The following is a 22,900-nucleotide window of genomic DNA, read 5'->3' as shown; positions in this document are numbered from 1 at the left end:
CGGTCAGTAGCCGTATTGCGAGCTCTGGCTGGCTGCCCACGCGATGAACGAGAACAGCGCGATCCCGCCGATGATCCAGAACGCGAGTCCGACGTAACCGACGATGGTCCCGGCAAGGGCCATGCCGCGACCGTTCTCACCGTTTGTCTTGAGCTGATTCAGCGAGATATGGCCGGTGATCACGCCGCCGATCGAGCCGATGATCGGAAGGATCCCGATGAAGCCTACGATCGAGGCGATGAGCGAGACGATCGCCAGCGCGTTGGTCTTCGGCTGCGCGCCGTAGCCGTACGCCGGTGCAGTACCGTACGGGGCTCCGTACGCGGGCGCGCCGTATGCGGGAGGCTGAGCGCCCTGTGCCGGCGGAGGGTAGGCGCCCTGCGCCGGCGGCGGATACGCGCCCGGCTGCGGGTGCGCGCCCTGCTGCGAAGCCGGGTACTGGCCCTGTCCGGGCTGCGGCGACGGGGGAGCGGGCTGTCCGGTCGGGCCGGGCACGGGTGCGTCGGGGGTGTGGTCGCTCACGGGGCGCCTTTCGTCGAAGTCGGGTCCAGCGTTCCAGCGGATGCCCGCAGTGTCAATTGCACAGCGGGCGAGCCGGGGGACCATCCCTGCCGCCGGTAGGCTGGGGCGGTCCGCCACACCCCGGGAGCCACACCATGTCCAGCGATCGCGTCGTCCTCGTCACCGGCGGAAACCGCGGCATCGGCCGTGCAATCGCCGAGCGCTTCGTCGCTCAGGGCTACCGCGTCGCCGTCACCGCGCGCTCCGGCGAGGGGCCCGAGGGGACCCTGACGGTGCGGGCGGACGTGACGGATGCCGCGGCCGTCGATGCCGCGTTCTCGGAGGTCGAGAACACACTGGGTCCCGTCGAGGTCCTGGTCGCCAACGCCGGCATCACGAAGGACACGCTCCTGCTGCGGATGACCGAGGAAGACTTCGACTCAGTCGTGGCGACCAACCTCGGAGGTGCGTTCCGGGTGGTCAAGCGCGCGTCCAAGGGTCTGCTGCGCGCGCGCTGGGGCCGGGTGATCCTCATCTCGAGCGTCGTCGGCCTCTACGGCTCGGCCGGGCAGATCAACTACTCGGCGTCCAAGAGCGCGCTCGTGGGCTTCGCGCGTTCGCTCACCCGCGAGCTCGGCGCACGGGGCATCACCGCGAACGTCGTCGCACCGGGCTTCATCGAGACCGACATGACCGCCGAGCTGACGGCGGAGACGCAGGCTGAATACAAGAAGAGCATTCCGGCCGGACGCTTCGCCACCGCCGACGAAGTCGCAGGTGTCGTCACATGGCTCGCCTCGGACGACGCCGCCTATATCTCAGGCGCGGTCATCCCCGTCGACGGCGGCCTCGGCATGGGGCACTGAGCGGGAGCAGCACCGCGAAGGCCGCGATCAGTCGAGCACTCGCAGGATCGCCTCGGCGACGGCCCCCGGCCGGGAGAACTGCGGCCAATGCCCCGTCGCTTCGCCGGCGCCGTGCAGCTGCACGACCTCGAGCTTCTCGGCTGCGGCCAGCTCGGCGGCCCATGCGGGTGCTTCGCGAATGATCGCGCGGATGTCGTCCGCCGGCATCGTGCTGGTGATCATCGTCATGGGCACCGCGCGACGCCGCTCATTCGAGAGGCTGAGCGGGTCGGTGGGCACGCGTTCGGGCACCGACTTCGCGCGGGCGGCGGCATCCGCCCGCGTCTGAGGGTCGAGATCGGCGACCTCTCCCTCGTCGAAGGAATCCCAGCCCGGGAACGGGACGACGCCATCGACGACGGGGAACTCCCAGATCGAGCTGCCGTCCGTCGGAGGGAACGTATCGAGGAACACGACGTGCGCGACCTCCTCCGGTCGGGCATCGAGTGCTCCGTAGACGACGTTGCCGCCGCCGGAGTGACCGACGAGCACCACGGGGCCGTCGAGGGCGTCGATCTCGGCGACCACGGCGGCCACCCAGTCGGCGATGCCGATTCCGCTCGACTGCGCGGCCGGAGCGCCGACACCCGGCATCGTCAAGGGGTGGGTGCGGTGACCGGCGGCCTCGAGGGCGGGCGTCACCTCACCCCATGTCGCGGCGTCGAGCCAGAGTCCGGGGACGAGGATGATGTGCATGCCTCGACGGTAGCGGTCCCTTCCGACACAGGTCAGGGGAGCAGCGGGATGACCTCGCGCAGGTCGACCGGCCCGATCACGACGTCTGCGCGGGCACGCACCGCGGGCTTGGCATTGAAGCCGACTCCGAGCCCCGCGGCGGCCATCATGAGCAGATCGTTCGCGCCGTCCCCGATCGCGATCGTGCGGCTCAGCGGCACGCCGTGCTGGGCCGCCCATTCGCCGAGCGTCTCGGCCTTGCCCTCGGCATCCACGATGCCACCCGACACGACGCCGCTGAGTGCGCCGTCCACCGTCGCCAGGCGATTGGCACGCCACACGTCGACGCCGAGGTCCGGAGCGACGGTGTCGAGGATCTCGTGGAAGCCGCCCGACACGACGCCTACGGCGCCGCCACGAGCGTGGACTGCCGCGATGAGCTCGCGCACGCCGGGCGTCGGTTCGATGCGCGCGAGCACCCGCGCGAACGCCGAGACCGGCACACCGGCGAGAGCTTCGACGCGCGAGCGCAGGCTCGTCGCGAAGTCCACCTCGCCCCGCATGGCAGCCTCCGTGGCTGCGGCGACCTCAGCGCCGCGGCCGGCCTCATCGGCGATGAGCTCGATGACCTCGTTGCGGATCAATGTGGAGTCGGCGTCGAGCACGACGAGGAATCGGGCGGTCGCGGCGGGCATCCTCAAACGCTAGCGGGCGCTGGAGGCGGCCGACGAACCGCCGCCGTCACCGTTCGACGCGAATGCCCTTGCCGACGACCGTGATGCCGCTGTCGGTGACGGTGTAGCCGCGGGAGAGGTCCCGCTCCCGATCGACACCGACCGTCGCACCCTCGTCGAGCACGACATTCTTGTCGAGGATCGCACGATGGATGCGTGCGCCGGCGCCGACGTGGATGTGGTCGAACAGCACCGAGTCGGTGATCGTCGAGCCTCCGCCCGCGAGCGTCCACGGTCCGACGACGCTGCGCTCGAGATGCGTCCCCGAGAGCACCGATCCCAGCGAGACGATCGAGTCGATGGCATTGCCGATTCGTCCGACCGAATCGCGCACGAACTTCGCCGGCGGCGAGTTCACCGCCTGCGAGTGGATGGGCCAGTCGGTGTTGTAGAGGTTGAAGATCGGCAGCGTCGAGATCAGATCGCGATGCGCGTCGAAGAACGAGTCGATCGTTCCCACGTCGCGCCAGTAGTAGCGGTCCCGATCCGTCGAGCCGGGAACGTCGTTGCGGTTCATGTCGTACACGCCCGCTTCGCCGCGACCGACGAAGTACGGCACGATGTCGCCACCCATGTCGTGGTTCGACGTGGGCAGCTCGCCATCCGCCTCGACCGCCTCGATGAGCGCCTCGGTGTCGAAGATGTAGTTGCCCATCGAGGCGAGCACCTGGTCGGGCGCGTCGGCGAGCCCTGTCGCGTCGAGCGGCTTCTCGAGGAACTCGTTGATCTTCGTCGGGTCGTCCTTGTCGACGTCGATGACGCCGAACTGGTTGGCGAGCGAGATCGGCTGACGGATGCCGGCGACCGTGGCCCGCGCTCCGGAGTCGATGTGAGCGGCGAGCATCTGCCGGAAGTCCATCCGGTACACGTGGTCGGCACCGATCACGACCACGATGTCGGGCTGCTCGTCGTTGATCAGGTTGAGGCTCTGGAGGATCGCGTCGGCCGAGCCGGAGAACCAGCGCTTGCCCAGTCGCTGTTGCGCCGGGACCGAGGCGACGTACGAGTCCAGGAGGGCGGACATCCGCCACGTCTGAGAGATGTGACGGTCGAGGCTGTGGGACTTGTACTGCGTGAGCACCACGATCTGCCGAAGCCCCGAGTTGATGAGGTTCGAGATCGCGAAGTCGATGAGGCGATACTGGCCGCCGAAGGGGACCGCGGGCTTGGCGCGATCCGCCGTCAGCGGCATGAGCCGCTTGCCCTCTCCGCCGGCGAGGATGATTCCGAAGACCTTGGGAGCTGCTGGCATGGCACCACACTATGACGCGTTCCGGCCGGTGTACTAGCGTTCGAGACATGCGCGTCGACATCGTCACGAAGGAGTACCCGCCGGAGATCTACGGAGGGGCCGGCGTTCACGCGGCCGAGCTGGTCAAGGCGCTCCGTTCGTTCGTGGACGTGCGGGTGCGGGCCTTCGGCGCTGATCGTGACGAACCGGGCACCACCTCGTACGAGGTGCCGGCAGAGCTGGCCTCGGCGAACGCCGCGGTGCAGACGCTCGGGATCGATCTGGAGATCGTCGCCGATGTCGCCGGCGCCGACGTGGTGCACACCCACACGTGGTACGCCAACCTCGCCGGCCATCTCGCGTCGCTCCTTCACGGCATCCCGCACATCGTCACGGCCCACAGCCTCGAGCCGCTGCGCCCGTGGAAGGCGGAGCAGCTCGGCGGCGGCTATGCCGTGTCGAGCTGGATCGAGAAGAGCGCGTACGAGGGCGCAGCCGCGATCGTTGCGGTGAGCGAGGGGATGAGGGCCGACATCCTCCGCAGCTACCCGGCGCTGGAGCCGGAGCGGGTGCGGGTCATCTACAACGGCATCGACACGGCGGCGTGGCATCCCGTCGAAGACCCTGCACTGCTGGCCCGGCTCGGCGTGGATCCGGACCGGCCCTCGGTCGTGTTCGTCGGCCGCATCACCCGTCAGAAGGGGCTGCCGTACTTCCTCCGCGCCGCCCAGCGCCTGCCGGCGGATGTGCAGGTGATCCTGTGCGCGGGCGCCCCCGACACGCCGCAGATCATGTCGGAGGTCGAAGAGCTCGTGCGCGGGCTGCAGGGCACACGGGACGGTGTCGTGTGGCTCGACCGGATGCTGTCCCGGCATGAGCTGTGCACCTTGCTCACCGCGGCCACCACGTTCGTGTGCCCGTCGGTCTACGAGCCGCTGGGCATCGTGAACCTCGAGGCGATGGCATGCGGCGCCGCGGTCGTGGGCACGGCGACCGGCGGCATCCCGGAGGTCGTCGTCGACGGCGTCACCGGTCGGCTGGTGCCGATCGCGCAGGAGCAGGACGGCACGGGCACCCCCACTGATCCAGAGCGCTTCGTGGCCGACCTGGCCCGCGTCCTCACCGAGGTGGTGAGCGACCCCGAGCAGGCTCGCGCCTATGGCGCCGCGGGCCGCGAGCGGGCGGCGAACGACTTCAGCTGGGACCGGATCGCCGTGCAGACCGCCGCGCTGTACGACGAGGTGCTCGCGGCCGGCCGATAGGCTAGCGGCATGCCCCAGGTGCTCGAATTCTCCGACGTCGTCGTCCGCCGGAACGCCCGGAACATCGTCGATCACCTCGACTGGAGCGTGCGCGATGACGAGCGCTGGGTGATCCTCGGACCCAACGGCGCGGGCAAGACCACGGTGCTGCAGATGGCCGACACGCTGCTTCATCCGACGTCGGGGACGGTCAGCATTCTCGACGAGAGGCTGGGGCGCACGGATGTGTTCGAACTGCGCCCGCGCATCGGCTTCGCCTCGTCGGCGATGGCTCGGCGGGTGCCGCCCGAAGAGACTGTCCTGGACGTCGTGCTCACGGCGGCGTACTCGGTGCTCGGTCGGTGGCGCGAGGACTACGAAGACATCGACGAGCGACGCGCGCTTCGCGTGCTGGCGGAGTGGAAGCTGGACCACCTCGCCGACCGCACCTTCGGCACGCTGAGCGACGGCGAGCAGAAGCGCGTCCAGATCGCGCGCGCCGTCATGACCGACCCTGAGCTGCTGCTCCTCGACGAGCCCACCGCGAGCCTCGACCTGGGCGCGCGCGAGGAACTCCTGACGCTCCTCAGCGGATACGCGCAGGCCCCGACCACGCCCGCCATGATCATGGTCACCCACCACGTCGAGGAGATCCCCGTCGGCTTCACGCACGTGCTGCTGCTGCGCGACGGACAGGCCGTGGCATCCGGTCCCATCCGCGAGACGCTCACGGAGCAGACCCTCACCGACACCTTCGGCGCGCGCATCCGCCTCTCTGCGGAGGACGGCCGGTACGCGGCGCGCGCCGCGCACTGACGACGGGCGATTCCCGGCTTCGGCCGTGGGCTGTTAGAATCGACCTTTGGTGCGCTCGCACCGCAGACTTTGACCGCTCTGGCAAAATCCAGGGCACCACCTTCAAAGGACCATCATGCAGACAGACCTCCACCCCGACTACCGTGCGGTCGTGTTCCGCGACCTCGGCTCGGGCGACACGTTCCTCACGCGCTCGACCGTGACCAGCGAGAAGACGATCGAGCTCGACGGCGTCGAGTACCCCGTCATCGACGTCGAGATCTCGTCCGCCTCGCACCCGTTCTACACGGGCAAGCAGCGCATCATGGACTCGGCCGGCCGCGTCGAGAAGTTCAACCAGCGCTTCAAGAACTTCGGCGGCTCCAAGTAGCCTCTCCGCGACGAAAGACCCCGCCCTCGGGCGGGGTCTTTCTCGTTGCGGTGCGGCTCAGCGGATCGGCCAGCTGCCGTCGAGGCGCTCGTCGGGATCGAGCCGACCGATCTGGATGAAATAGTCCGTCAGACTGGCGGCCTGGGCCCGCGCCCAGCCGATCTGGCGGGTGTGCAGTTCGGCGGCGGTGCCCGGGAGCCATGGGGCGAAGCGCTCGGCGAGCGCCTGCGCGACGCGCCCGGCTGCCACGGCGTCGGCCGCCGCCTCGTGGGCGCCGTCCAGACGCACCGCGTAGTGCGCGGCCACGACCTCGAGCGTGCGCTTGCCGCGTCGCCACCGGTCGTACGCCTTGTCGACGACGAGCGGATCGATCACCGGGGCCGGATCGATGATCGGGGCGATGCCGTGACGGATCGCCTCGTACTTGAGGAGCGAGAAGTCGAAGGGCGCGTTGTAGGCGACGACGGGGATGCCGGCTTCGAGCAGTCCGCGGAGCGCCTCGACGACCTCCGCGATGACCTCCGGCGCCCGGCGCCCGTCCCGGCGCGCGTGCTCGGTCGTGATCCCATGGATGGCACTCGCGCCCTCGGGGATCTCCACACCGGGATCGGCGAGCCAGTCGCGCGCGCGGATCGCCGAGCCGGATCCGTCGAGCAGGCCGACATGCGCCGTCACGATGCGGTCGGTCGTCACGTCGATACCGGTCGTCTCGAGATCGAAGACACCCACCACGCGCACCCAGTCCGGCACGTCCCACAGTGCGAGCTGATCGGCGGGCGAGGACTTCATGCCGATCACGGTATGCGTGGCATCCGACATCCTGGCGCAGGCGCTCCGCGGGACGGCGGCCTCGTAGACTCGACGGGTGACCGCCCCCAACCCCTATGCCCCGCTGCTCGGCGCCATCCCGGTCGAGCGGCATGAGGTACGGGTGCTGGGCGGGTCCACCGCGTACTGGCAATACGGGCCCGCCAACGCCGACATCACGATCGTTGCCGTGCACGGCTTTCGCGGCGAGCACCATGGACTCGAGCCCGTGGTCGCCCATCTGCCCGGCATCCGCGTCATCTCGCCGGACCTGCCCGGCTTCGGCGAGACCGCGCCCATCACCGGCAGGACCCACGATCTCGCTCTCTACTCCGAGTGGCTGCGCGCCTTCGCGGGCGCCGTGGCTCCCGGAGCCGTGATCCTCGGGCACTCGTTCGGCTCCATCGTGGTCGCGGCCGCCGTCGCCGAAGGACTCGACACGCCCCGGGTCATCCTGGTGAACCCGATCGGTGCACCCGCGCTGGAAGGACCACGCGGGCTCCTCACGCGGCTGGCCATCTTCTACTACTGGGCGGGCGCGCGTCTTCCCCGGCGGCTCGGCGATGCGCTGCTGCGAAACGGGCTCATCGTGCGTGTGATGAGCGTGACGATGGCCAAGACGAAGGATCCCGGCATCCGTCGGTTCGTCCACGATCAGCACGACACCTACTTCTCCCGCTTCTCCGACCGCGACGTGCTGCACGACGCATTCGTTGCGTCGGTGGCGCATGATGTGCGCGAGTTCGCGCCGCGCATCGCGCAGCCGACGCTGCTGGTGGCCGCGCAGCGCGACGACATCACGCCGATCGAGGCCGAGCGACGGCTGGCGACGATGTTCCCCGACGCGATGCTGGTCGAGATCCCCGACGTCGGGCATCTGATCCACTATGAGACGCCGGCTCCCGCAGCCGACGCGATCACGCGGTTTCTCGCGCCTTCCGACGCCGGTACGCGTTGACGTTCATGCGGTTGCCGCAGTTGCCGGTGTCGCAGTACCGTTTGGATCCGTTCTTCGAGTAGTCGACGTACACCGAGTCGCAGTCGTCGGCCGCGCAGACCCGGATGCGGTCGTACTGGTCGGCGCGGATCACGTCCACGAACGCCAGGGCAGCCTCCACCAGCACGCGCGTCGGCAGCGGCGCATCGTCGGACGTGGCGTGGATGTGCCAGTCGATGCCGTCGTGCTTCATCAGACGCGGGAGCGCGTGTCCGTCGTGGAGCATCTCGTTCACGAGCGGCACCGCGTGCTCGCGGTCCACCTCCCACAGCCGGCGCAGGCGCGGCCGGATCTCGCGGAGAGCGGCGAGCTCGGCGTGATCGCGGCGGATCACCCCGGTATAGGGGTTCTCGGCGAGGTACGCCTCGAGGTCCTCGAGCGACGTGAGGGTGTCTTCGGAGTCGAATCCGGGCAGTGTGTTGACCAGGTAAGCGGCCGCCTTGAGATTCTGTTCGGTGTCATGGATGAAGACCATGTTGACTCCTGACTGTCGAAACCCTACTGTCACCAGTGTAAGCAACATTCACTCCTGACATCCGGATGCCGCCATGACCGCTTCTACCGCGTCCCTTCCCATCATCGGCCTGGGTCACGCATCCGCGTCGACGCGGCAGCGCACCACGGGTCTCGTGCTCGCGGTCGCGTCCGCTCTCGCGTTCTCGTCGAGCGGGCCGTTCGTCAAGCCCCTGCTCGAGGCGGGGTGGTCGCTCGGTGCGGCTCTGCTCGTGCGCATGGGCGTCGCGGGCCTCGTGCTGTCACCCGCTCTGTTCCTCGCCATGCGCCGTCAGCGCGGATTCCTCCGCCGGCACTGGCGGCTGATCGTCGGGTTCGGGCTCATGCCCGTTCTCGGGTGTCAGCTCTTCTTCTTCTCTGCGATGCAGCGGATGCCGGTGGCGGTGGCACTGCTGATCCAATACCTCGCGCCGGTCATGCTCGTGCTCTTCGTCTGGCTGCGGACGCGGCGGGCGCCATCGGCGCTCGTCCTGTGGGGCTCGGCGGTCGCGATCTCGGGGCTGGTGCTGGTCGTCGACATCTCGGGCGCGTCCTTCGACCTGCTCGGGACCTTTTTCGCGCTGGCGGCGGCGGTGTGCGTGTGCGCGTACTTCATCATCTCCGAGCGCGCCGGGGGCGACCTGCCCCCGCTCGCCCTCGCGGCGAGCGGACTGCTCACCGGCGCGGTGGTGATGGCGGTGCTGTGCCTGGTGGGGGTGATGCCGTTCCGCGCCCCGGCGGTCTCGGTGGTGCTGGCCGGCGCCGCGGTGCCCTGGTGGGTGCCGCTGCTGTGGGTCGCGGCGATCGCGACGACGCTCGGCTACGCGCTCGGCGTGATGGCGGTGCCGCGGATCGGCTCGCGCGTCGCCTCGTTCGTCGGGCTGTCGGAAGTGCTGTTCGCGCTCGGCTTCGCCTGGGTCTTCCTCGCCGAGGTGCCGGCGCCCATCCAGTTCGTCGGCGGTGCGCTGATCCTCGCCGGAGTCGTCCTGGTGAAAGTGGACGACCTGCGCTCCCGGCCTGCGGTGCGGGCCGCGGCATCCGTCCCGCTGCCGTAGATCGGCGGCTACGGCTCGCGGCGCGCGAGCTCCATGAGCGGCGTGACGCGATGGGGGATGACCTCGCCCATGACCAGAGACGTCTCTGTCCGCTCGACGCCCCCGATCGCGAGGATGCGGGCGTCCGTGTCGAAGAGGTGCTGCGTGTCGCGGCAGGCGACGCGCACCAGGAGGTCGACCTGGCCAGAGAGCCCGTGCGCCTGCACGACCTCGGGCACGCGGGCCAGTTCGTCGGCGATGCGCGGAAGCTCGGCTTGTCGCACGGTGACACTGATGAACGCCTCGATCGGGAAGCCGAGCGAGGCCGACGAGATGGCGCGTTCGTAGGACAGGAACACGCCCGAGCGCTCGAGACGGGCCATGCGCGCCTGGACTGTGTTGCGCGACATGCCGAGACGCTCGGCGAGCGCGACGACCGTCGCGCGCGGGTCGGCGGAGAGCGCTGCCAGCAGCTCCAGGTCGACGTGATCGAGAGCACCCATAGTGCGAAACGTTAGCACGGTTTGCGGGTGTCTCGGTTGTCAACATGCTCAAGGACGCGGCACATGCTTGAGCCATGTGCGACGCGGACGTACCCTCGGGCTTAGCCGGTGACGACGCCGGCCACACCACGCGGCTCCTCACGAGGGAGCCTCGCACGAGGAGTGATGACGATGACGCACACCCTGACTCCGACAGCCGACCTCGCCGCCGACATCGACGATGTCGCGCGCCTCCTGACGCCGGACGGCAGGCGCCTCACCGATCCCGAGCTCGACCGCTGGGTTGCGGACATCGACGCCGCCGCACTGCGGGATCTCTATCGCGACATGGTGCTGGTGCGCCGCATCGACACCGAGGGGGTCGCCCTGCAGCGCCAGGGGCAGCTGGCACTGTGGCCGCCCTGCCAAGGGCAGGAGGCCACCCAGATCGGCACCGCCCGCGCGCTGCGCGGTGACGACTTCGCCTTCCCGAGCTACCGCGAGACGGGGGTCGTCTACGCGCGCGGGGCGAAGCCCGCGGACTACGTGCTCGCGTGGCGGGGCGAGGAACACTCCACCTACGACCCTCACGATCTGAACACCGCGTCGCAGCAGATCATCATCGGGGCGCAGGCGCTGCACGCCGTCGGCTACGCGATGGGGATCCAGCGCGACGGCACGGACCAGGTGTCGGTCGCCTACTTCGGGGACGGCGCGTCCAGCCAGGGCGACGTCAACGAGGCGATGGTCTTCGCTTCGTCGTTCGGTGCCCCCGTCGTGTTCGTGTGCACCAACAACCACTGGGCCATCTCCGAGCCGGTGAGCGTGCAGGCCAAGTTCCCGATCGCTGGCCGGGCGCCGGGCTTCGGCATCCCGAGCCTGCGCGTGGACGGCAATGACGTGCTGGCGTGCCTCGCCGCGATGCGCTGGGCGCTCGACCACGCGCGGCGCGGCGCGGGGCCGGTGTTCATCGAGGCGGTGACCTATCGCATGGGCCCGCACACCACATCGGACGACCCCACGCGCTACCGCGACAAGGACGAGGTCGAGAGCTGGCGCCGGCGCGATCCGATCGCCCGCGTGGAAGCTCTCCTGCGCTCGACGGGGGACTTCGACGACGAGTTCGCCGCGGCTGTCGACGCCGACGCCGACGCGCTTGCCGCCCAGGTGCGCGACGCGGCGATGACCGCGGTGACGCGCGAGCCGGTCACCGTGCTCGACGACGTCTACGCCGAGCCGCACTCGGGACTCGAAGAGCAGCGCACCTGGTTCTCGGCGTACCTCGGCGGCTTCGCCGGCGCCGAGTCCGAAACGGCACCGGAGGGGGTCGGGCGATGACGCAGCTCACGATGGCGAAGGCCATCAACGAAGGCCTCCGTCGTGCCATGGCGGATGACCCCAAGGTGCTCATGATGGGTGAAGACATCGGCAAGCTGGGCGGGGTCTTCCGCGTCACCGACGGCCTGCTGGATCAGTTCGGCGCCCAGCGTGTCATCGACACGCCCCTCGCCGAGGCCGGCATCGTCGGCACGGCTGTGGGGCTGGCGTTCCGCGGCTATCGGCCGGTCGTCGAGATCCAATTCGACGGCTTCGTCTATCCGGCGTTCGACCAGATCGTGTGCCAGGTCGCCAAGCTGCACTACCGGACGCGCGGCAACGTCAAGATGCCCATCACGATCCGGATTCCGTGGGCCGGCGGCGTCGGTGCCGCCGAGCACCATTCCGAGTCGCCGGAGGCGTACTTCGTGCACACGTCGGGCCTCAGGGTCGTCGCCGTGTCGAACCCGCAGGACGCGTACGTCGCACTGCGACAGGCGATCGCCTCCGACGACCCGGTGGTGTACTTCGAGCCGAAACGGCTCTATCACACCAAGGGCGAGGTCGATCTGGATCTCCAGCTGGCCGACGCCGCGCCCATGGGGCTGGCACGGGTGGTGCGCGAGGGCACCGACGTGACGCTGCTCACGTACGGCTCGCAGGTCGCGATCGCGCTCGATGCCGCAACCGCGGCGGAGGACGACGGCATCTCGATCGAGGTCGTCGACCTGCGATCGCTCTCCCCGGTGGACTACCGCACTGTGACGGCATCCGTCCGCAAGACCGGTCGCGTCGTCGTGACGCACGAGGCCGCGCGCGAGGCGGGCGTCGGCGCTGAGCTCGTCGCGAGCGTCACCGAGCGGTGCTTCCACTACCTGGAGGCGCCGCCGCAGCGGGTGACGGGGCACGACATCCCGTATCCGCCGGCGAAGCTCGAGAAGTACCATCTGCCCGACCTGGACCGCATCATGGATGCCGTCGACCGCGTGATGGACCGGCCGAACAGCCTGTCCGGTCTGGTGGAGGCGTGATAATGGCCCAGGACTTCCGGCTTCCCGACCTCGGCGAGGGTCTTCCCGAGGCCGAGCTCGTGCAATGGCTCGTCGCCGAGGGCGACACCGTCGCACTGAACCAGACGATCGCCGAGGTCGAGACGGCGAAGGCCGTCGTCGAGCTGCCCTCGCCCCACGCCGGCACCGTGACCAAGCTGCACGCCGCCGCCGGCGACGTCATCACGGTGGGGTCGGTGCTCATCTCCTTCGACACGGAGGAGGGGGATGCCCCGGCACGTGACGCCGCACTGACACAAGCCACCGCCCCAGATCAGGCAGCTTCAGAAGCGGCGACCGCGCCAGAGGCAGCCACGCCGGACGCGTCCGCCGCTGAGCCCAATCTCGTCGGCTACGGGGCCGCCGCGCGCAGCGGAGAGCGCCCCCGCCGCCGAGCTCGCGCGGTGGGCACGCGCGCGACCCCCTCCGACACCGCGGTCCTCGAGGCGGCTCCCCACGACGCCATCCAGATCGGCGAGATCGCCGATCGGCCCGCCGAACGGCCGCGCTCGACCCCTCCGGTGCGCAAGCTCGCGAAGCAGCTCGGCGTCGATCTGGCGCTGGTGGAGGCCACCGGCGCCGCCGGCATCATCACACGCTCCGATGTCGAGACCTATGCCGCTCGGGTCGGCGCGACGGCCGGGTCACCGATGACACCCTCGTCAGCTGCCGTACCGTCGCCCACGGCGCCGTCCGCCGAGCGTGTCACTCGTACCCCGATCCGCGGTGTCCGGCGGGCCACAGCCGAGGCGATGGTGCGCAGCGCCTTCACAGCGCCGCACGTGACGACGTTCCTCACCGTGGACGTAACCGCCACCAGCGAGCTGGTGGCCTCGCTGAAGGCCGACAGATCGCTCCAGGATCACCGGATCGGCATCCTCGCGGTCGCCGCCAAGGCGGTGTGCCTCGCCCTCACTCGCCATCCCGCGCTGAACTCCCGCTGGGACGAGGAAGCCGGCGAGATCGTCGAGCATCACTACGTGAATCTGGGGATCGCCGCGGCGACCGGACGTGGGCTGGTCGTGCCGAACATCCGTGACGCGCACGAACTCACGCTGGCCGAGCTGGCCGACGCGATCCGCGAGCTGGCCGAAACCGCCCGGGCGGGCAAGACCGCACCGGGCGACATGAGGGGCGGCACGTTCTCGATCACGAACGTCGGCGTGTTCGGCGTGGATGCCGGGACCCCCATCATCAACCCGGGTGAAGCGGGCATTCTTGCCCTCGGCGCGATGCGCCGTCAGCCGTGGGAGCACAGGGGCGAGATCGCGCTGCGCGATGTCATGACGCTTGCCCTGTCGTTCGATCATCGGCTGGTCGATGGCGAGCAGGGGTCGCGCTTCCTTGCGGAGGTGGCCCACATCCTGCGCGAGCCGGGTCGAGCGATGCTGCTGCGCTGAAGGGATCAGTCGATCTTGGGGTAGAACAATCCGAGACCGTGCGCCTGCAGCACGTCGTACGCCTCGGCGTACGTGGTCGGTTCGGGCACGCCCGGTGGGCCGTACCGCGCGAGCAGCAGGCCCAGCAGACCCCGCCCCGGAGGGCTCAGCGGCTTGTCCTTGTGAGCACCCTGTGCGAGGTCGATGTGCTGATCCTCATGAGGGTTTGGCGGCACGTACATCGGGTGCACCACGGGCCACGTCGCCGGGTCGCGCGGTGTGTCGAGGTTCACGATCGAGAAGAGGTCGCCCGCCTCGGCATCCCTTCGCGTGAGCGGCCGCAGGCCGTGGAGCCGCGTGAGCGTCGCGATGACGGCAGCGTGGTGGAGCTCGTCGTGCACGATGGTGCCCGATCGCGTGTACGCCGAGACGGCGATGGCCGGTACGCGAACGCCGAGCCGGTCGAACGCGAAGCCCATCTCGCCCGGTTCCTCCCCGGCGACCGGGGGCGTGGCCGACGGGGGAGGGACATGGTCGTACGTGCCGCCGTGCTCGTCGAAGGTGATGAGCAGCAGCGTGTTCATCGCGTTCGAGCCGTCGGGCGTGGCGCTGTGCTTGACGGCGTCGTACACGTCGGCAACGAGCCTCTCGCCGGCGCGCACGTCCGAGACGGCCGAATCGAGCACCAGCTGCCCATCGACCTCGCTCTCGCGGAACACACCGAACGGCGGGTGGAAGTCGTTGTGGTTGTACACCATGCGCGGCTCGATGAACGCGTACGCGGGCAGTCGACCGGCGGCGGCATCCTCGAAGAACTCCGACATGTGGCCGAAACGGCCGGTGCGCCAGTACTCCTCGAGCACCGGGGCATGCATCATGCCGGTCATCGACACCAGCTGCTGCTCGTCGAAGTAGATCTTCCACGAGATGCCCGCCTCTTCGAGGCGGTTGAAGATGGTCGGCGTCGGCGGCGCGTCCAGCCACTTGTCGTAGCCGCCGCCGTGCTTGTTCGTGACGTAGCCGTGCGACGTCGACGCATGGAAGAACGACCGGTTGCAGTACGTCTGAGACGGGACGGCCGCGAACCACGCGTCGAACACCGCGAAGCCTTTCGCGAGGGTCGAGAGCACCGGGAGCTGCTGGGGCGAGAAGCCCCCCATGATGTGGGAGAGCTCGTCGACGGTCGGCTTCTTGCCATGCCGCTCGATGTTGTTGGCGTAGTCGCGCACGAATCCGTCCATCGTGGGCTTCGTTCCCGGCGGCGGCGCGTTGAACGGTGACGTCATGCCGTCGACCTGGCGGGTCGCGTTCGCGGCGGGAGCGACCGTGCCGAAGAGCTGGGTGTTGACGTGGGGGTACTCCTCGCCGGGATCCGGGTTGGGCCGCCCCATGATCTCGTCGGTCGGACCGCTGTAGGTATGGGCCGCGATGCGCTCGCCGGTCGGGGCCGGGTTGGCGTAGTCCGCGAACGCCAGTCCGTCGAAGGTCTCGCCCTCGGGCACGGTATCGGGCGTGTAGAGCCAGCCGAGCAGGTTGTCGAACGAGCGGTTCTCTCCCATGACCACCACGACGTGATCGAAGCCCGGCTCGGACCGCGCCGGAACGGCTCCGATGTCGAGCGAACCCTCGCGGTAGCCCAGCGTGTACCCGATCGAAGTGCCGGCCGCCGCCCCGACGCCGCCGCCCACGACCAGCCCGGCGGCGGCGAGCCCGCCCAGCTTGAGGAAGTCGCGACGCGAGCTGATGTCGGCGTCTGCACCGCCATTCGCACGCGAGGGCGATGGCGTCTGCGGCTTTTCGACGCGACCCGCCCCGTCTGCGTCGTCCGTGTGATTCTGCCCCGCCATGGTGCGTTCAGACTAGGGCAGGAACGTGCGTCATGTGATGAGGGCGGCGCGTGCCATCGAACGCAGGATGCCGCGCACGTCGCGGTCTGCGGGCGCCGAGCGCTGCGCGCGCACGCTGTGCGGCGTGGAGTTGATGAGGCCGAAGCACGCGTGCGCGCGCACGCGTAGCTCGTCGTGGTCGCGTTCGGGGTGAAGCGCCGCCAGGATGCCGATCCACACCTCGACGTACTCGCGCTGCAGCCGCCGCACGGTATGGCGGTCGTCGTCGCTGAGGCTGGCGAGGTCGCGGTCCTGCACGCGGATGACGTCGGCGTCGCGTAGCGCGAATTCGACGTGGAATGCGATGAGCGCGTCGAGCTGCTCGCCGGCCGCCGTGTGCGCAGAGGTCACGGCGTGCCCCCCGGCGAGGAGACGCTCGCTGACCTCGATGAGGATCGCTCCCAGGAGGGCCTGCTTGTTGGCGAAGTGCCGATACAGCGCGGGCCCGCTGATGCCGACGGCGCCGCCGATGTCTTCCAGGCTCACGCCGCTGAAGCCGCGCTCGGCGAACAGCCCCGCAGCCGCCTGCAGGATCGAGGCGTGACGATCCGCCTTGGCGCGCTCTCGGTCCGTGACACCGCCGGTCATACGCGTGCTCCACTTGTCATTTCAGTTAAGGCTCGCTAACCTGAACCTCAGTTAGTGAACACTAACCAATCGGCTCCCGCCTCGACAACAGGTGTGATCCGATCGTGACGTCGACGAAGATGCGCGAAGGAGACGACATGAGCGTGCTGGCCGTGACAGCCGTCCGCGACGACGTCTTCCGACGGACGTTCGAGGCCCAGCGCACTCTGGCCGAGCAGCTGCGAGCGCGCCTGGCTGAGGCATCCCTCGGCGGTCCTCCCACCTCGCGTGACCGGCACGTGGCCCGCGGCAAGCTGCTGCCTCGCGATCGCGTCACACGGCTGCTCGACGAGGGCAGCCCGTTCATCGAGGTGGCGCCGCTCGCGGCGGAGGGCCTGTACGGGGGAGAGGCACCGGCTGCGGGAGTCATTGCGGGAATCGGACTCGTGCACGGCCGGCACGTGATGGTCGTGTGCAACGACGCGACGGTCAAAGGTGGCACGTACTTCCCACTCACTGTGAAGAAGCACCTGCGCGCGCAGGAGATCGCCTTCGAGAACCGCCTGCCGTGCATCTATCTCGTCGACTCCGGGGGAGCGTTCCTGCCCAAGCAGGACGAGGTCTTCCCCGACCGTGATCACTTCGGCCGCATCTTCTTCAACCAGGCCCGGTTGTCAGCGGCGGGCATCCCGCAGATCGCCGCTGTGCTGGGCTCGTGCACCGCGGGCGGTGCGTACGTGCCGGCGATGAGCGACGAGACCGTCATCGTGCGTGACCAGGGGACCATCTTCCTCGGCGGGCCGCCACTGGTGAAGGCGGCGATCGGCGAAGTGGTGACGGCCGAGGAGCTGGGCGGAGGCGAGCTGCACGCGCGCCGCTCGGGCGTGGTCGATCACCTCGCCGAAGACGATGAGCACGCCCTCGAGATCGTGCGCGACATCGTCGCCACACTGCCGCCACCGACGGCTCCGGCATGGGAGGTCGTGCCCGGCATACCGCCCGCCGCGGATCCTTCGGATCTCTACGGCGTCGTGCCGGTGGACGTCAATCAGCCCTACGACGTGCGCGAGGTGATCGCGCGTCTGGTCGACGGCAGCGAATTCCACGAGTTCAAGCGCGAGTACGGCCAGACGCTGGTGACGGGGTTCGCGCGATTGCACGGCCACCCGATCGGCATCGTGGCCAACAACGGCGTGCTGTTCAGCGAGTCGGCCCAGAAGGGCGCGCACTTCATCGAGCTGTGCGACCAGCGCGGCGTGCCGCTGCTGTTCCTGCAGAACATCTCGGGCTTCATGGTCGGACGGGATGCCGAAGCCGGCGGCATCGCCAAAGACGGCGCGAAGATGGTCACCGCGGTGGCCACCACGCGCGTGCCGAAGCTCACCGTCGTCATCGGTGGATCGTTCGGCGCCGGAAACTACTCGATGTGCGGGCGCGCATACTCTCCCCGGTTCCTGTGGACGTGGCCGGCGAGCCGCATCTCCGTCATGGGCGGGATGCAGGCCGCCTCGGTGCTGTCCACCGTCAAACGCGATCAGCTCGAGGCGCGCGGCGAGGAGTGGTCGGCCGAGGACCAGGCGGCCTTCGAGGAGCCCATCCGCGCGCAGTACGAAGAACAGGGCAACCCCTTCTACGCGACGGCGCGCCTGTGGGATGACGGCATCATCGATCCGCTCGACACGCGAGACCTGCTCGGCCTCGCGCTGGATGTCGTCTCTCGCACGCCGCTTCCCGAGCCCCGATTCGGCCTGTTCCGGATGTGATGCCCATGTCAGCTCCCGCTCAGCCCGACCGGCTCTTCGAGGCGGTCCTCGTCGCCAACCGGGGCGAGATCGCCCGCCGGGTGATCCGTACGCTCCGGCGCCTCGGCATCCGTTCCGTCGCCGTCTACAGCGATGCCGATGCGGGTGCCCCGCACGTTCGCGAGGCGGACGTCGCGGTGCGCATCGGGCCGGCCGCCGCGAGCGCCTCGTACCTCGACATCGACGCGGTGATCGCCGCGGCACGCGAGAGCGGCGCCGGCGCCGTGCACCCGGGATACGGCTTCCTCTCCGAGAACGTGGCGTTCGCACGCGCGTGCGCCGACGCCGGCATCGTCTTCATCGGGCCGGGGGAGCGCGCCCTCGAGATCATGGGCGACAAGATCCGCGCGAAGGACCATGTCGCAGCGCATGAGGTCCCGACCGTTCCGGGATTCAGTGCGATCGGGATGACCGACGGCGAGATCGCGGCGGCGGCCGAAGGTGCGGGATTCCCGCTGCTACTCAAGCCCTCGGCGGGTGGCGGAGGCAAAGGCATGCAGGTCGTACGCAGCGCCGCCGAGCTGCCCGATGCCCTCGCGACCGCCCGGCGTGTCGCCGCGGCCGCGTTCGGCGACGACGCACTGCTGCTGGAGCGACTGATCGAGCGCCCGCGCCACATCGAGGTGCAGGTGCTCGCCGACCAGCACGGTCACGTCGTGCACCTCGGCGAGCGCGAGTGCACGCTGCAGCGTCGCCACCAGAAGGTGATCGAAGAAGCGCCCTCGCCGGTGGTCGACGCCGCGACTCGCGAGCGCCTGGGCAGGGCCGCCTGTGCGGCCGCGGCATCCGTCGACTATCGCGGAGCCGGCACCGTCGAGTTTCTGGTCGCCGCCGACCGGCCGGAGGAGTTCTTCTTCATCGAGATGAACACACGGCTGCAGGTCGAGCACCCCGTGACCGAACTGGTGGCGCGCATCGGGACGGACGAGAGCGTGGATCTCGTCGAACAGCAGCTCCGCATCGCCGCGGGGCACGAGCTGGGCTTCACTCAGGAAGACGTGCAGCTCGACGGTCACGCGATCGAGGCGCGCGTATACGCCGAGACTCCCGAGCGGGGATTCCTGCCCGCCGCGGGAGAAGTCCTCGCGTGGCGCGCGGCCTCCGAGGCGCGGACGGACTCCGCGGTCGAGGCCGGATCCGTCGTGACCAGTGACTACGATCCGATGATCGCCAAGGTGATCGCGCACGCTCCCGATCGCGAGGGCGCGCTCACGCGCCTGGATGCGGCGCTCGCCGACACCGTGCTGCTGGGCGTCGAGTCGAACATCGCGTTCCTGCGAGCGCTGCTGGCCGACCCGGCCGTTCGCGCGGGCGACCTCGACACCGGCCTCATCGACCGGCTGCCGCCCTTCGCGGCGCCGGCGCCGAGCGAGCGTGCGCTGGCGGCCGCGGCATCCGTCGTCACGTCCGCTCATCGAGAGCACTCGTCGCCGTCGCGCGCGACGTGGGCACTCGGCGAGAGCACACGACCGGTGCATTCCGGTGCCGTGTGGAGTGCGCTTGTCGGGTGGCGCCCGGGGGCCGAGGCGGTGCGGCCGCAATGCACCTTCGAGACGGATGCCGGCGCGCTGCTGTCCGCCGCGGTCCCGGGCGGCATCGGGGCCGTCGTGTCGACGGGTTCCTCTCGGTCGCACGCGCGCGAGATCGGACGAGCGATGCCGGCGGGCACGGTCACCGCCGCGGACACGGAGGGCGCGGTGTGGGTGCACGCCGACGGCGCGACGCACCGACTTCGGCCGCTGAGCAGGCGAGAGGCCATGCGTCGCCGCCTTGCAGCCCGAGGGCGCGCCACCGCCACCACCCACCCCGAGCTGCGCGCGCCGATGCCGGGCGCTGTCGTCGCGGTCCACGTGGCCGACGGCACCGCGGTTGCGGCCGGCGAGCGGATCGTCACGATCGAGGCGATGAAGATGGAGCATCCCGTGCTCGCCCCGCATGACGGCGTCGTCCGCGTGGACGTCTCGCCGGGCGAGCAGGTGCGCCGCGACCAGGTGCTCGCCCACGTCGCGCCTCCCGCCCAGGGGCCTGGCGACTCCGACCCCGCTGACCGTTCACACGCGGACACCGCCCACGAGGCATCCGTTCCCACCTCCCGACCCTGAGGAGCATCATGGACGAGTACGACCTGAACGAGGACGAGCGCGAGCTCGCCGGGATGGTGCGCGCGTTCGCCGAAGAGATCGTCGCGCCCCGCTCGTACGAGGCGGACCGCACGCACACGCTGCCGATGGACGTGGTGGCGCAGATGGGGGAGCTCGGCCTGTTCGGCCTGCCCTTCCCCGAGGAGTACGGCGGCCAGGGCGGCGACTACTTCGCACTGTGCCTCGCGATCGAGGCGCTCGGCCGCGTCGACCAATCCATCGCCATCACGCTCGAGGCCGGCGTGAGCCTCGGGGCCATGCCGGTGTTCCGGTTCGGCACCGAGGAGCAGAAGCAGGAGCTGCTGCCCGATCTGCTCGCCGGCCGGGCGCTCGCCGGCTTCGGCCTGACCGAGCCGGAAGCGGGATCGGATGCCGGTGCCACTCGCACCACCGCGCGCCTGGTCGGTGCTGATGCAGAAGGCGGTGGCGAATGGGTGGTCAACGGTTCGAAGCAGTTCATCACCAACTCGGGCACGTCGATCACACGGTTCGTCACCGTCACCGCGGTCACGGGAGAGAGCGACGGCCGAAAGGAGATCTCGACGATCATCGTCCCCAACGGCACTCCGGGCTTCACCGTCGAGCCGGGATACGACAAGGTCGGGTGGCGGGCATCCGACACGCACCCGCTGACCTTCCAGGACGCGCGCGTTCCCGAGGGCAACCTCCTCGGCGAGCGCGGCCGGGGCTTCGCGAACTTCCTCCACATCCTCGACGAGGGTCGTATCGCGATCGCCGCTCTCTCGACCGGCGCGGCGGAGGGATGCCTCGAAGCCGCCGTCGACTACGCGGGCAAGCGCACCGTGTTCGGCGAAGCGCTCTCCACGCGCCAGGGCATCCAGTTCCTGTTGGCCCGCATGAAACAGCGCGTGCACGTCTCGCGTCTCGCCTGGCACCACGCCGCCCGCCTGCGCGACGCGGGCAAGCCGTTCAAGACCGCAGCTGCGATCGCGAAGCTCACGGCGAGTGACGCCGCCATGGACAACGCCCGCGATGCGACGCAGGTCTTCGGTGGCAACGGCTTCATGAACGAATTCCCCGTCGCGCGGCACTACCGCGACTCGAAGATCCTCGAAATCGGCGAAGGCACCAGCGAGGTCCAGCTGCTCGTCATCGCCCGGGCGCTCGGCGTCGCTGGAGGGTAGCGTGGCGATCGTGAGCGACGACACCATTGCCGACGCCGGTCCCGCGATCGTGCAGCGGGGCCTGTACTACGACGAACTCGAGGTCGGGGCGCGGTATCTGCACCGACCGGGCCGCACTGCGACCGAAGCCGACAACGTGCTGTTCTCCTCGCTCACCATGAACACGCAGGCGCTCCACCTGGATGCCGCGTTCTCCGCGACGCAGCCGTTCGGCGAGCGCCTGATGAACTCGATGTGGACCCTCGCGACCATGGTCGGGGCATCCGTCTCGCAGATCACGCAGGGCACGCTCGTCGCGCAGCTGGGTCTCTCGGACATCTCCTTTCCCGCGCCACTGCTGCACGGCGACACGCTCTACACCGAGACCGAGGTCGTCGACAAGCGACTGTCCGCCTCGCGCCCGGGTCAGGGGATCGTGACGCTGCGGCACACCGGTCGCAATCAGCGCGGCGAGACCGTCGCGGTCGCCACCCGCGTCGCGCTCATGTGGCGCACCCCGGCAGGTTCGGAGGCCACGGCATGACCTTCGACCTCGGACCCGCGTTGCTCTTCTGCCCGGCCGACCGCCCGGAACGCTATCGCAAGGCATTCGAGCGCGCCGACGCGGTGATCCTCGACCTCGAAGACGCCGTCGCACCCGGCGACAAGACCGCGGCGCGCGGCCACCTGATCGAATCCGAGCTCGACCCAGCGCGGGTGATCGTGCGAGTCAACCCCGCCGACACCCCCGCTTTCACCGCCGACCTCGCCACGCTCTCGCAGACCGACTATCGCCGGATCATGCTGGCCAAGGCCGAGTCCGCCAAGCGGACGGCGAAGATCGATCAGCGGTTCGAAGTCGTCGCCCTGTGCGAGACGGCCAAAGGGGTCGCGCAGGCCGATCGCCTGGCGGCGCTGGACAACGTCGTCGCGCTGATGTGGGGCGCCGAGGACCTCGTCGCGAGTCTCGGCGGCACGTCGAGCCGCAAGGCGAACGGTCGCTATCGCGACATCGCGCGGTACGCCCGCTCACGAGTGCTGCTGGCGGCCGGAGCCCGCGGAAAAGCGGCCATCGACGCGGTGCATCTCGACATCGACAACGCGAAGGGCCTGGCCGTCGAGGCGGCGGATGCCGCGGCATCCGGATTCTCGGCCACCGCGTGCATCCACCCGAGCCAGGTCGCGATCATCCGTGACGCGTACCGCCCCGACGAGCGGTCGGTGGCGTGGGCGCGCAGCGTGCTGGCCGCCGCCCAGAGCGAACGCGGCGTGTTCTCGCTCGACGGCCGCATGGTCGATGAGCCGGTGCTTCGTCACGCGCGGCGAGTGCTCGAGCGCGCGAGTCGCTGA

At 69.7% G+C, this 22,900-nt stretch carries 23 protein-coding genes; 14 read left to right on the top strand and 9 right to left on the bottom strand.

Annotated features, from left to right (window positions below):
* Window positions 1-3: 3 nt before the first annotated feature.
* Window positions 4-522, bottom strand: coding sequence for a DUF4190 domain-containing protein (locus K0817_RS10745; RefSeq protein WP_253735304.1), 519 nt, complete (start codon window positions 520-522; stop codon window positions 4-6).
* A 134-nt stretch (window positions 523-656) separates the two neighbouring features.
* Here K0817_RS10745 and fabG point away from each other — a divergent pair, with 134 nt between their 5' ends.
* On the top strand, window positions 657-1,367 hold the full coding sequence (fabG, locus tag K0817_RS10740) for a 3-oxoacyl-ACP reductase FabG (protein ID WP_219981423.1): 711 nt from the start codon (window positions 657-659) through the stop codon (window positions 1,365-1,367).
* A gap of 27 nt (window positions 1,368-1,394) precedes the next feature.
* Here the strand turns inward: fabG and K0817_RS10735 are convergent, their stop codons facing one another.
* From K0817_RS10735 to K0817_RS10725, 3 genes are read right to left on the bottom strand one after another with little or no spacing between them, the layout of a single operon-like run.
* Entirely contained in the window at window positions 1,395-2,102 is a 708-nt protein-coding gene (locus K0817_RS10735) for an alpha/beta fold hydrolase (protein WP_219981422.1), read from the bottom strand.
* Between the two features lie 32 nt (window positions 2,103-2,134).
* Window positions 2,135-2,776 (bottom strand): phosphoserine phosphatase SerB, encoded by a 642-nt coding sequence (gene serB / locus K0817_RS10730; protein WP_219981421.1) that lies wholly within the window; start codon window positions 2,774-2,776, stop codon window positions 2,135-2,137.
* A 46-nt stretch (window positions 2,777-2,822) separates the two neighbouring features.
* On the bottom strand, window positions 2,823-4,067 hold the full coding sequence (locus tag K0817_RS10725; protein WP_219981420.1) for a glucose-1-phosphate adenylyltransferase: 1,245 nt from the start codon (window positions 4,065-4,067) through the stop codon (window positions 2,823-2,825).
* Between the two features lie 47 nt (window positions 4,068-4,114).
* Here K0817_RS10725 and glgA point away from each other — a divergent pair, with 47 nt between their 5' ends.
* The 3 genes from glgA to K0817_RS10710 all read left to right on the top strand — a co-directional run bounded on the left by glgA (window position 4,115) and on the right by K0817_RS10710 (window position 6,473).
* Window positions 4,115-5,308, top strand: a complete 1,194-nt coding sequence (gene glgA / locus K0817_RS10720) for a glycogen synthase (RefSeq protein ID WP_219981419.1) — start codon at window positions 4,115-4,117, stop codon at window positions 5,306-5,308.
* Window positions 5,309-5,317: 9 nt separating this feature from the next.
* Window positions 5,318-6,103, top strand: a complete 786-nt coding sequence (locus tag K0817_RS10715) for an ABC transporter ATP-binding protein (RefSeq protein ID WP_219981418.1) — start codon at window positions 5,318-5,320, stop codon at window positions 6,101-6,103.
* A 115-nt stretch (window positions 6,104-6,218) separates the two neighbouring features.
* Window positions 6,219-6,473 carry a type B 50S ribosomal protein L31 gene (locus K0817_RS10710; protein ID WP_219981417.1) on the top strand — a complete coding sequence of 85 codons (255 nt, stop codon included), beginning with the start codon at window positions 6,219-6,221 and terminating at the stop codon, window positions 6,471-6,473.
* A gap of 57 nt (window positions 6,474-6,530) precedes the next feature.
* Here the strand turns inward: K0817_RS10710 and K0817_RS10705 are convergent, their stop codons facing one another.
* A complete protein-coding gene (locus K0817_RS10705; RefSeq protein ID WP_253735303.1) occupies window positions 6,531-7,262 on the bottom strand; it encodes an exonuclease domain-containing protein in 732 nt (243 codons plus the stop codon).
* Window positions 7,263-7,338: 76 nt separating this feature from the next.
* On the opposite strand from K0817_RS10705, the gene K0817_RS10700 reads away from it, so the two are divergent.
* Window positions 7,339-8,238 carry an alpha/beta fold hydrolase gene (locus tag K0817_RS10700; RefSeq protein WP_219981415.1) on the top strand — a complete coding sequence of 300 codons (900 nt, stop codon included), beginning with the start codon at window positions 7,339-7,341 and terminating at the stop codon, window positions 8,236-8,238.
* Here the strand turns inward: K0817_RS10700 and K0817_RS10695 are convergent.
* Window positions 8,198-8,752 (bottom strand): CGNR zinc finger domain-containing protein, encoded by a 555-nt coding sequence (locus K0817_RS10695; RefSeq protein ID WP_219981414.1) that lies wholly within the window; start codon window positions 8,750-8,752, stop codon window positions 8,198-8,200. The genes K0817_RS10700 and K0817_RS10695 overlap by 41 nt on opposite strands.
* A gap of 73 nt (window positions 8,753-8,825) precedes the next feature.
* Here K0817_RS10695 and K0817_RS10690 point away from each other — a divergent pair, with 73 nt between their 5' ends.
* Entirely contained in the window at window positions 8,826-9,824 is a 999-nt protein-coding gene (locus tag K0817_RS10690; protein WP_219981413.1) for a DMT family transporter, read from the top strand.
* An 8-nt stretch (window positions 9,825-9,832) separates the two neighbouring features.
* On the opposite strand, the gene K0817_RS10685 is transcribed toward K0817_RS10690, so the two are convergent.
* Window positions 9,833-10,306, bottom strand: a complete 474-nt coding sequence (locus K0817_RS10685) for an Lrp/AsnC family transcriptional regulator (protein WP_219981412.1) — start codon at window positions 10,304-10,306, stop codon at window positions 9,833-9,835.
* 165 nt (window positions 10,307-10,471) lie between these two features.
* Between K0817_RS10685 and pdhA the strand changes: the two genes are divergently transcribed.
* Genes pdhA through K0817_RS10670 form a run of 3 tightly spaced genes read left to right on the top strand, consistent with a single transcriptional unit; the run spans window position 10,472 to window position 14,051 of the window.
* On the top strand, window positions 10,472-11,623 hold the full coding sequence (pdhA, locus tag K0817_RS10680) for a pyruvate dehydrogenase (acetyl-transferring) E1 component subunit alpha (RefSeq protein ID WP_219981411.1): 1,152 nt from the start codon (window positions 10,472-10,474) through the stop codon (window positions 11,621-11,623).
* The gene (locus K0817_RS10675; protein WP_219981410.1) at window positions 11,620-12,633 is read left to right on the top strand and encodes an alpha-ketoacid dehydrogenase subunit beta; all 1,014 of its coding nucleotides are present in this window, start codon (window positions 11,620-11,622) and stop codon (window positions 12,631-12,633) included. Before pdhA ends, K0817_RS10675 begins: the two co-directional genes overlap by 4 nt.
* Window positions 12,634-12,635: 2 nt before the next feature.
* Entirely contained in the window at window positions 12,636-14,051 is a 1,416-nt protein-coding gene (locus K0817_RS10670) for a dihydrolipoamide acetyltransferase family protein (RefSeq protein WP_219981409.1), read from the top strand.
* A 5-nt stretch (window positions 14,052-14,056) separates the two neighbouring features.
* On the opposite strand, the gene K0817_RS10665 is transcribed toward K0817_RS10670, so the two are convergent.
* Window positions 14,057-15,877, bottom strand: coding sequence for an alkaline phosphatase family protein (locus K0817_RS10665; protein WP_219981408.1), 1,821 nt, complete (start codon window positions 15,875-15,877; stop codon window positions 14,057-14,059).
* Window positions 15,878-15,907: 30 nt separating this feature from the next.
* Complete coding sequence (locus tag K0817_RS10660; RefSeq protein ID WP_219981407.1) at window positions 15,908-16,504, bottom strand: TetR/AcrR family transcriptional regulator; 597 nt, start codon at window positions 16,502-16,504, stop codon at window positions 15,908-15,910.
* 137 nt (window positions 16,505-16,641) lie between these two features.
* Here K0817_RS10660 and K0817_RS10655 point away from each other — a divergent pair, with 137 nt between their 5' ends.
* Genes K0817_RS10655 through K0817_RS10635 form a run of 5 tightly spaced genes read left to right on the top strand, consistent with a single transcriptional unit; the run spans window position 16,642 to window position 22,900 of the window.
* The gene (locus tag K0817_RS10655) at window positions 16,642-18,246 is read left to right on the top strand and encodes a carboxyl transferase domain-containing protein (protein WP_219981406.1); all 1,605 of its coding nucleotides are present in this window, start codon (window positions 16,642-16,644) and stop codon (window positions 18,244-18,246) included.
* A 5-nt stretch (window positions 18,247-18,251) separates the two neighbouring features.
* Window positions 18,252-20,387 (top strand): biotin carboxylase N-terminal domain-containing protein, encoded by a 2,136-nt coding sequence (locus tag K0817_RS10650; protein WP_219981405.1) that lies wholly within the window; start codon window positions 18,252-18,254, stop codon window positions 20,385-20,387.
* Window positions 20,388-20,395: 8 nt separating this feature from the next.
* Window positions 20,396-21,571: an acyl-CoA dehydrogenase family protein gene (locus K0817_RS10645; RefSeq protein ID WP_219981404.1), complete on the top strand. Its 1,176-nt coding sequence runs from the start codon at window positions 20,396-20,398 to the stop codon at window positions 21,569-21,571.
* A 10-nt stretch (window positions 21,572-21,581) separates the two neighbouring features.
* On the top strand, window positions 21,582-22,094 hold the full coding sequence (locus K0817_RS10640) for a MaoC family dehydratase (RefSeq protein ID WP_219981403.1): 513 nt from the start codon (window positions 21,582-21,584) through the stop codon (window positions 22,092-22,094).
* On the top strand, window positions 22,091-22,900 hold the full coding sequence (locus K0817_RS10635; RefSeq protein ID WP_219981402.1) for a CoA ester lyase: 810 nt from the start codon (window positions 22,091-22,093) through the stop codon (window positions 22,898-22,900). The genes K0817_RS10640 and K0817_RS10635 overlap by 4 nt, the downstream gene beginning before the upstream one ends.

Source organism: Microbacterium sp. HD4P20 (assembly GCF_019449275.2).
Classification (GTDB): domain Bacteria; phylum Actinomycetota; class Actinomycetes; order Actinomycetales; family Microbacteriaceae; genus Microbacterium.
Note: the sequence above shows the minus strand (reverse complement) of the source record. Positions and strands in the feature narration are given on the sequence as shown.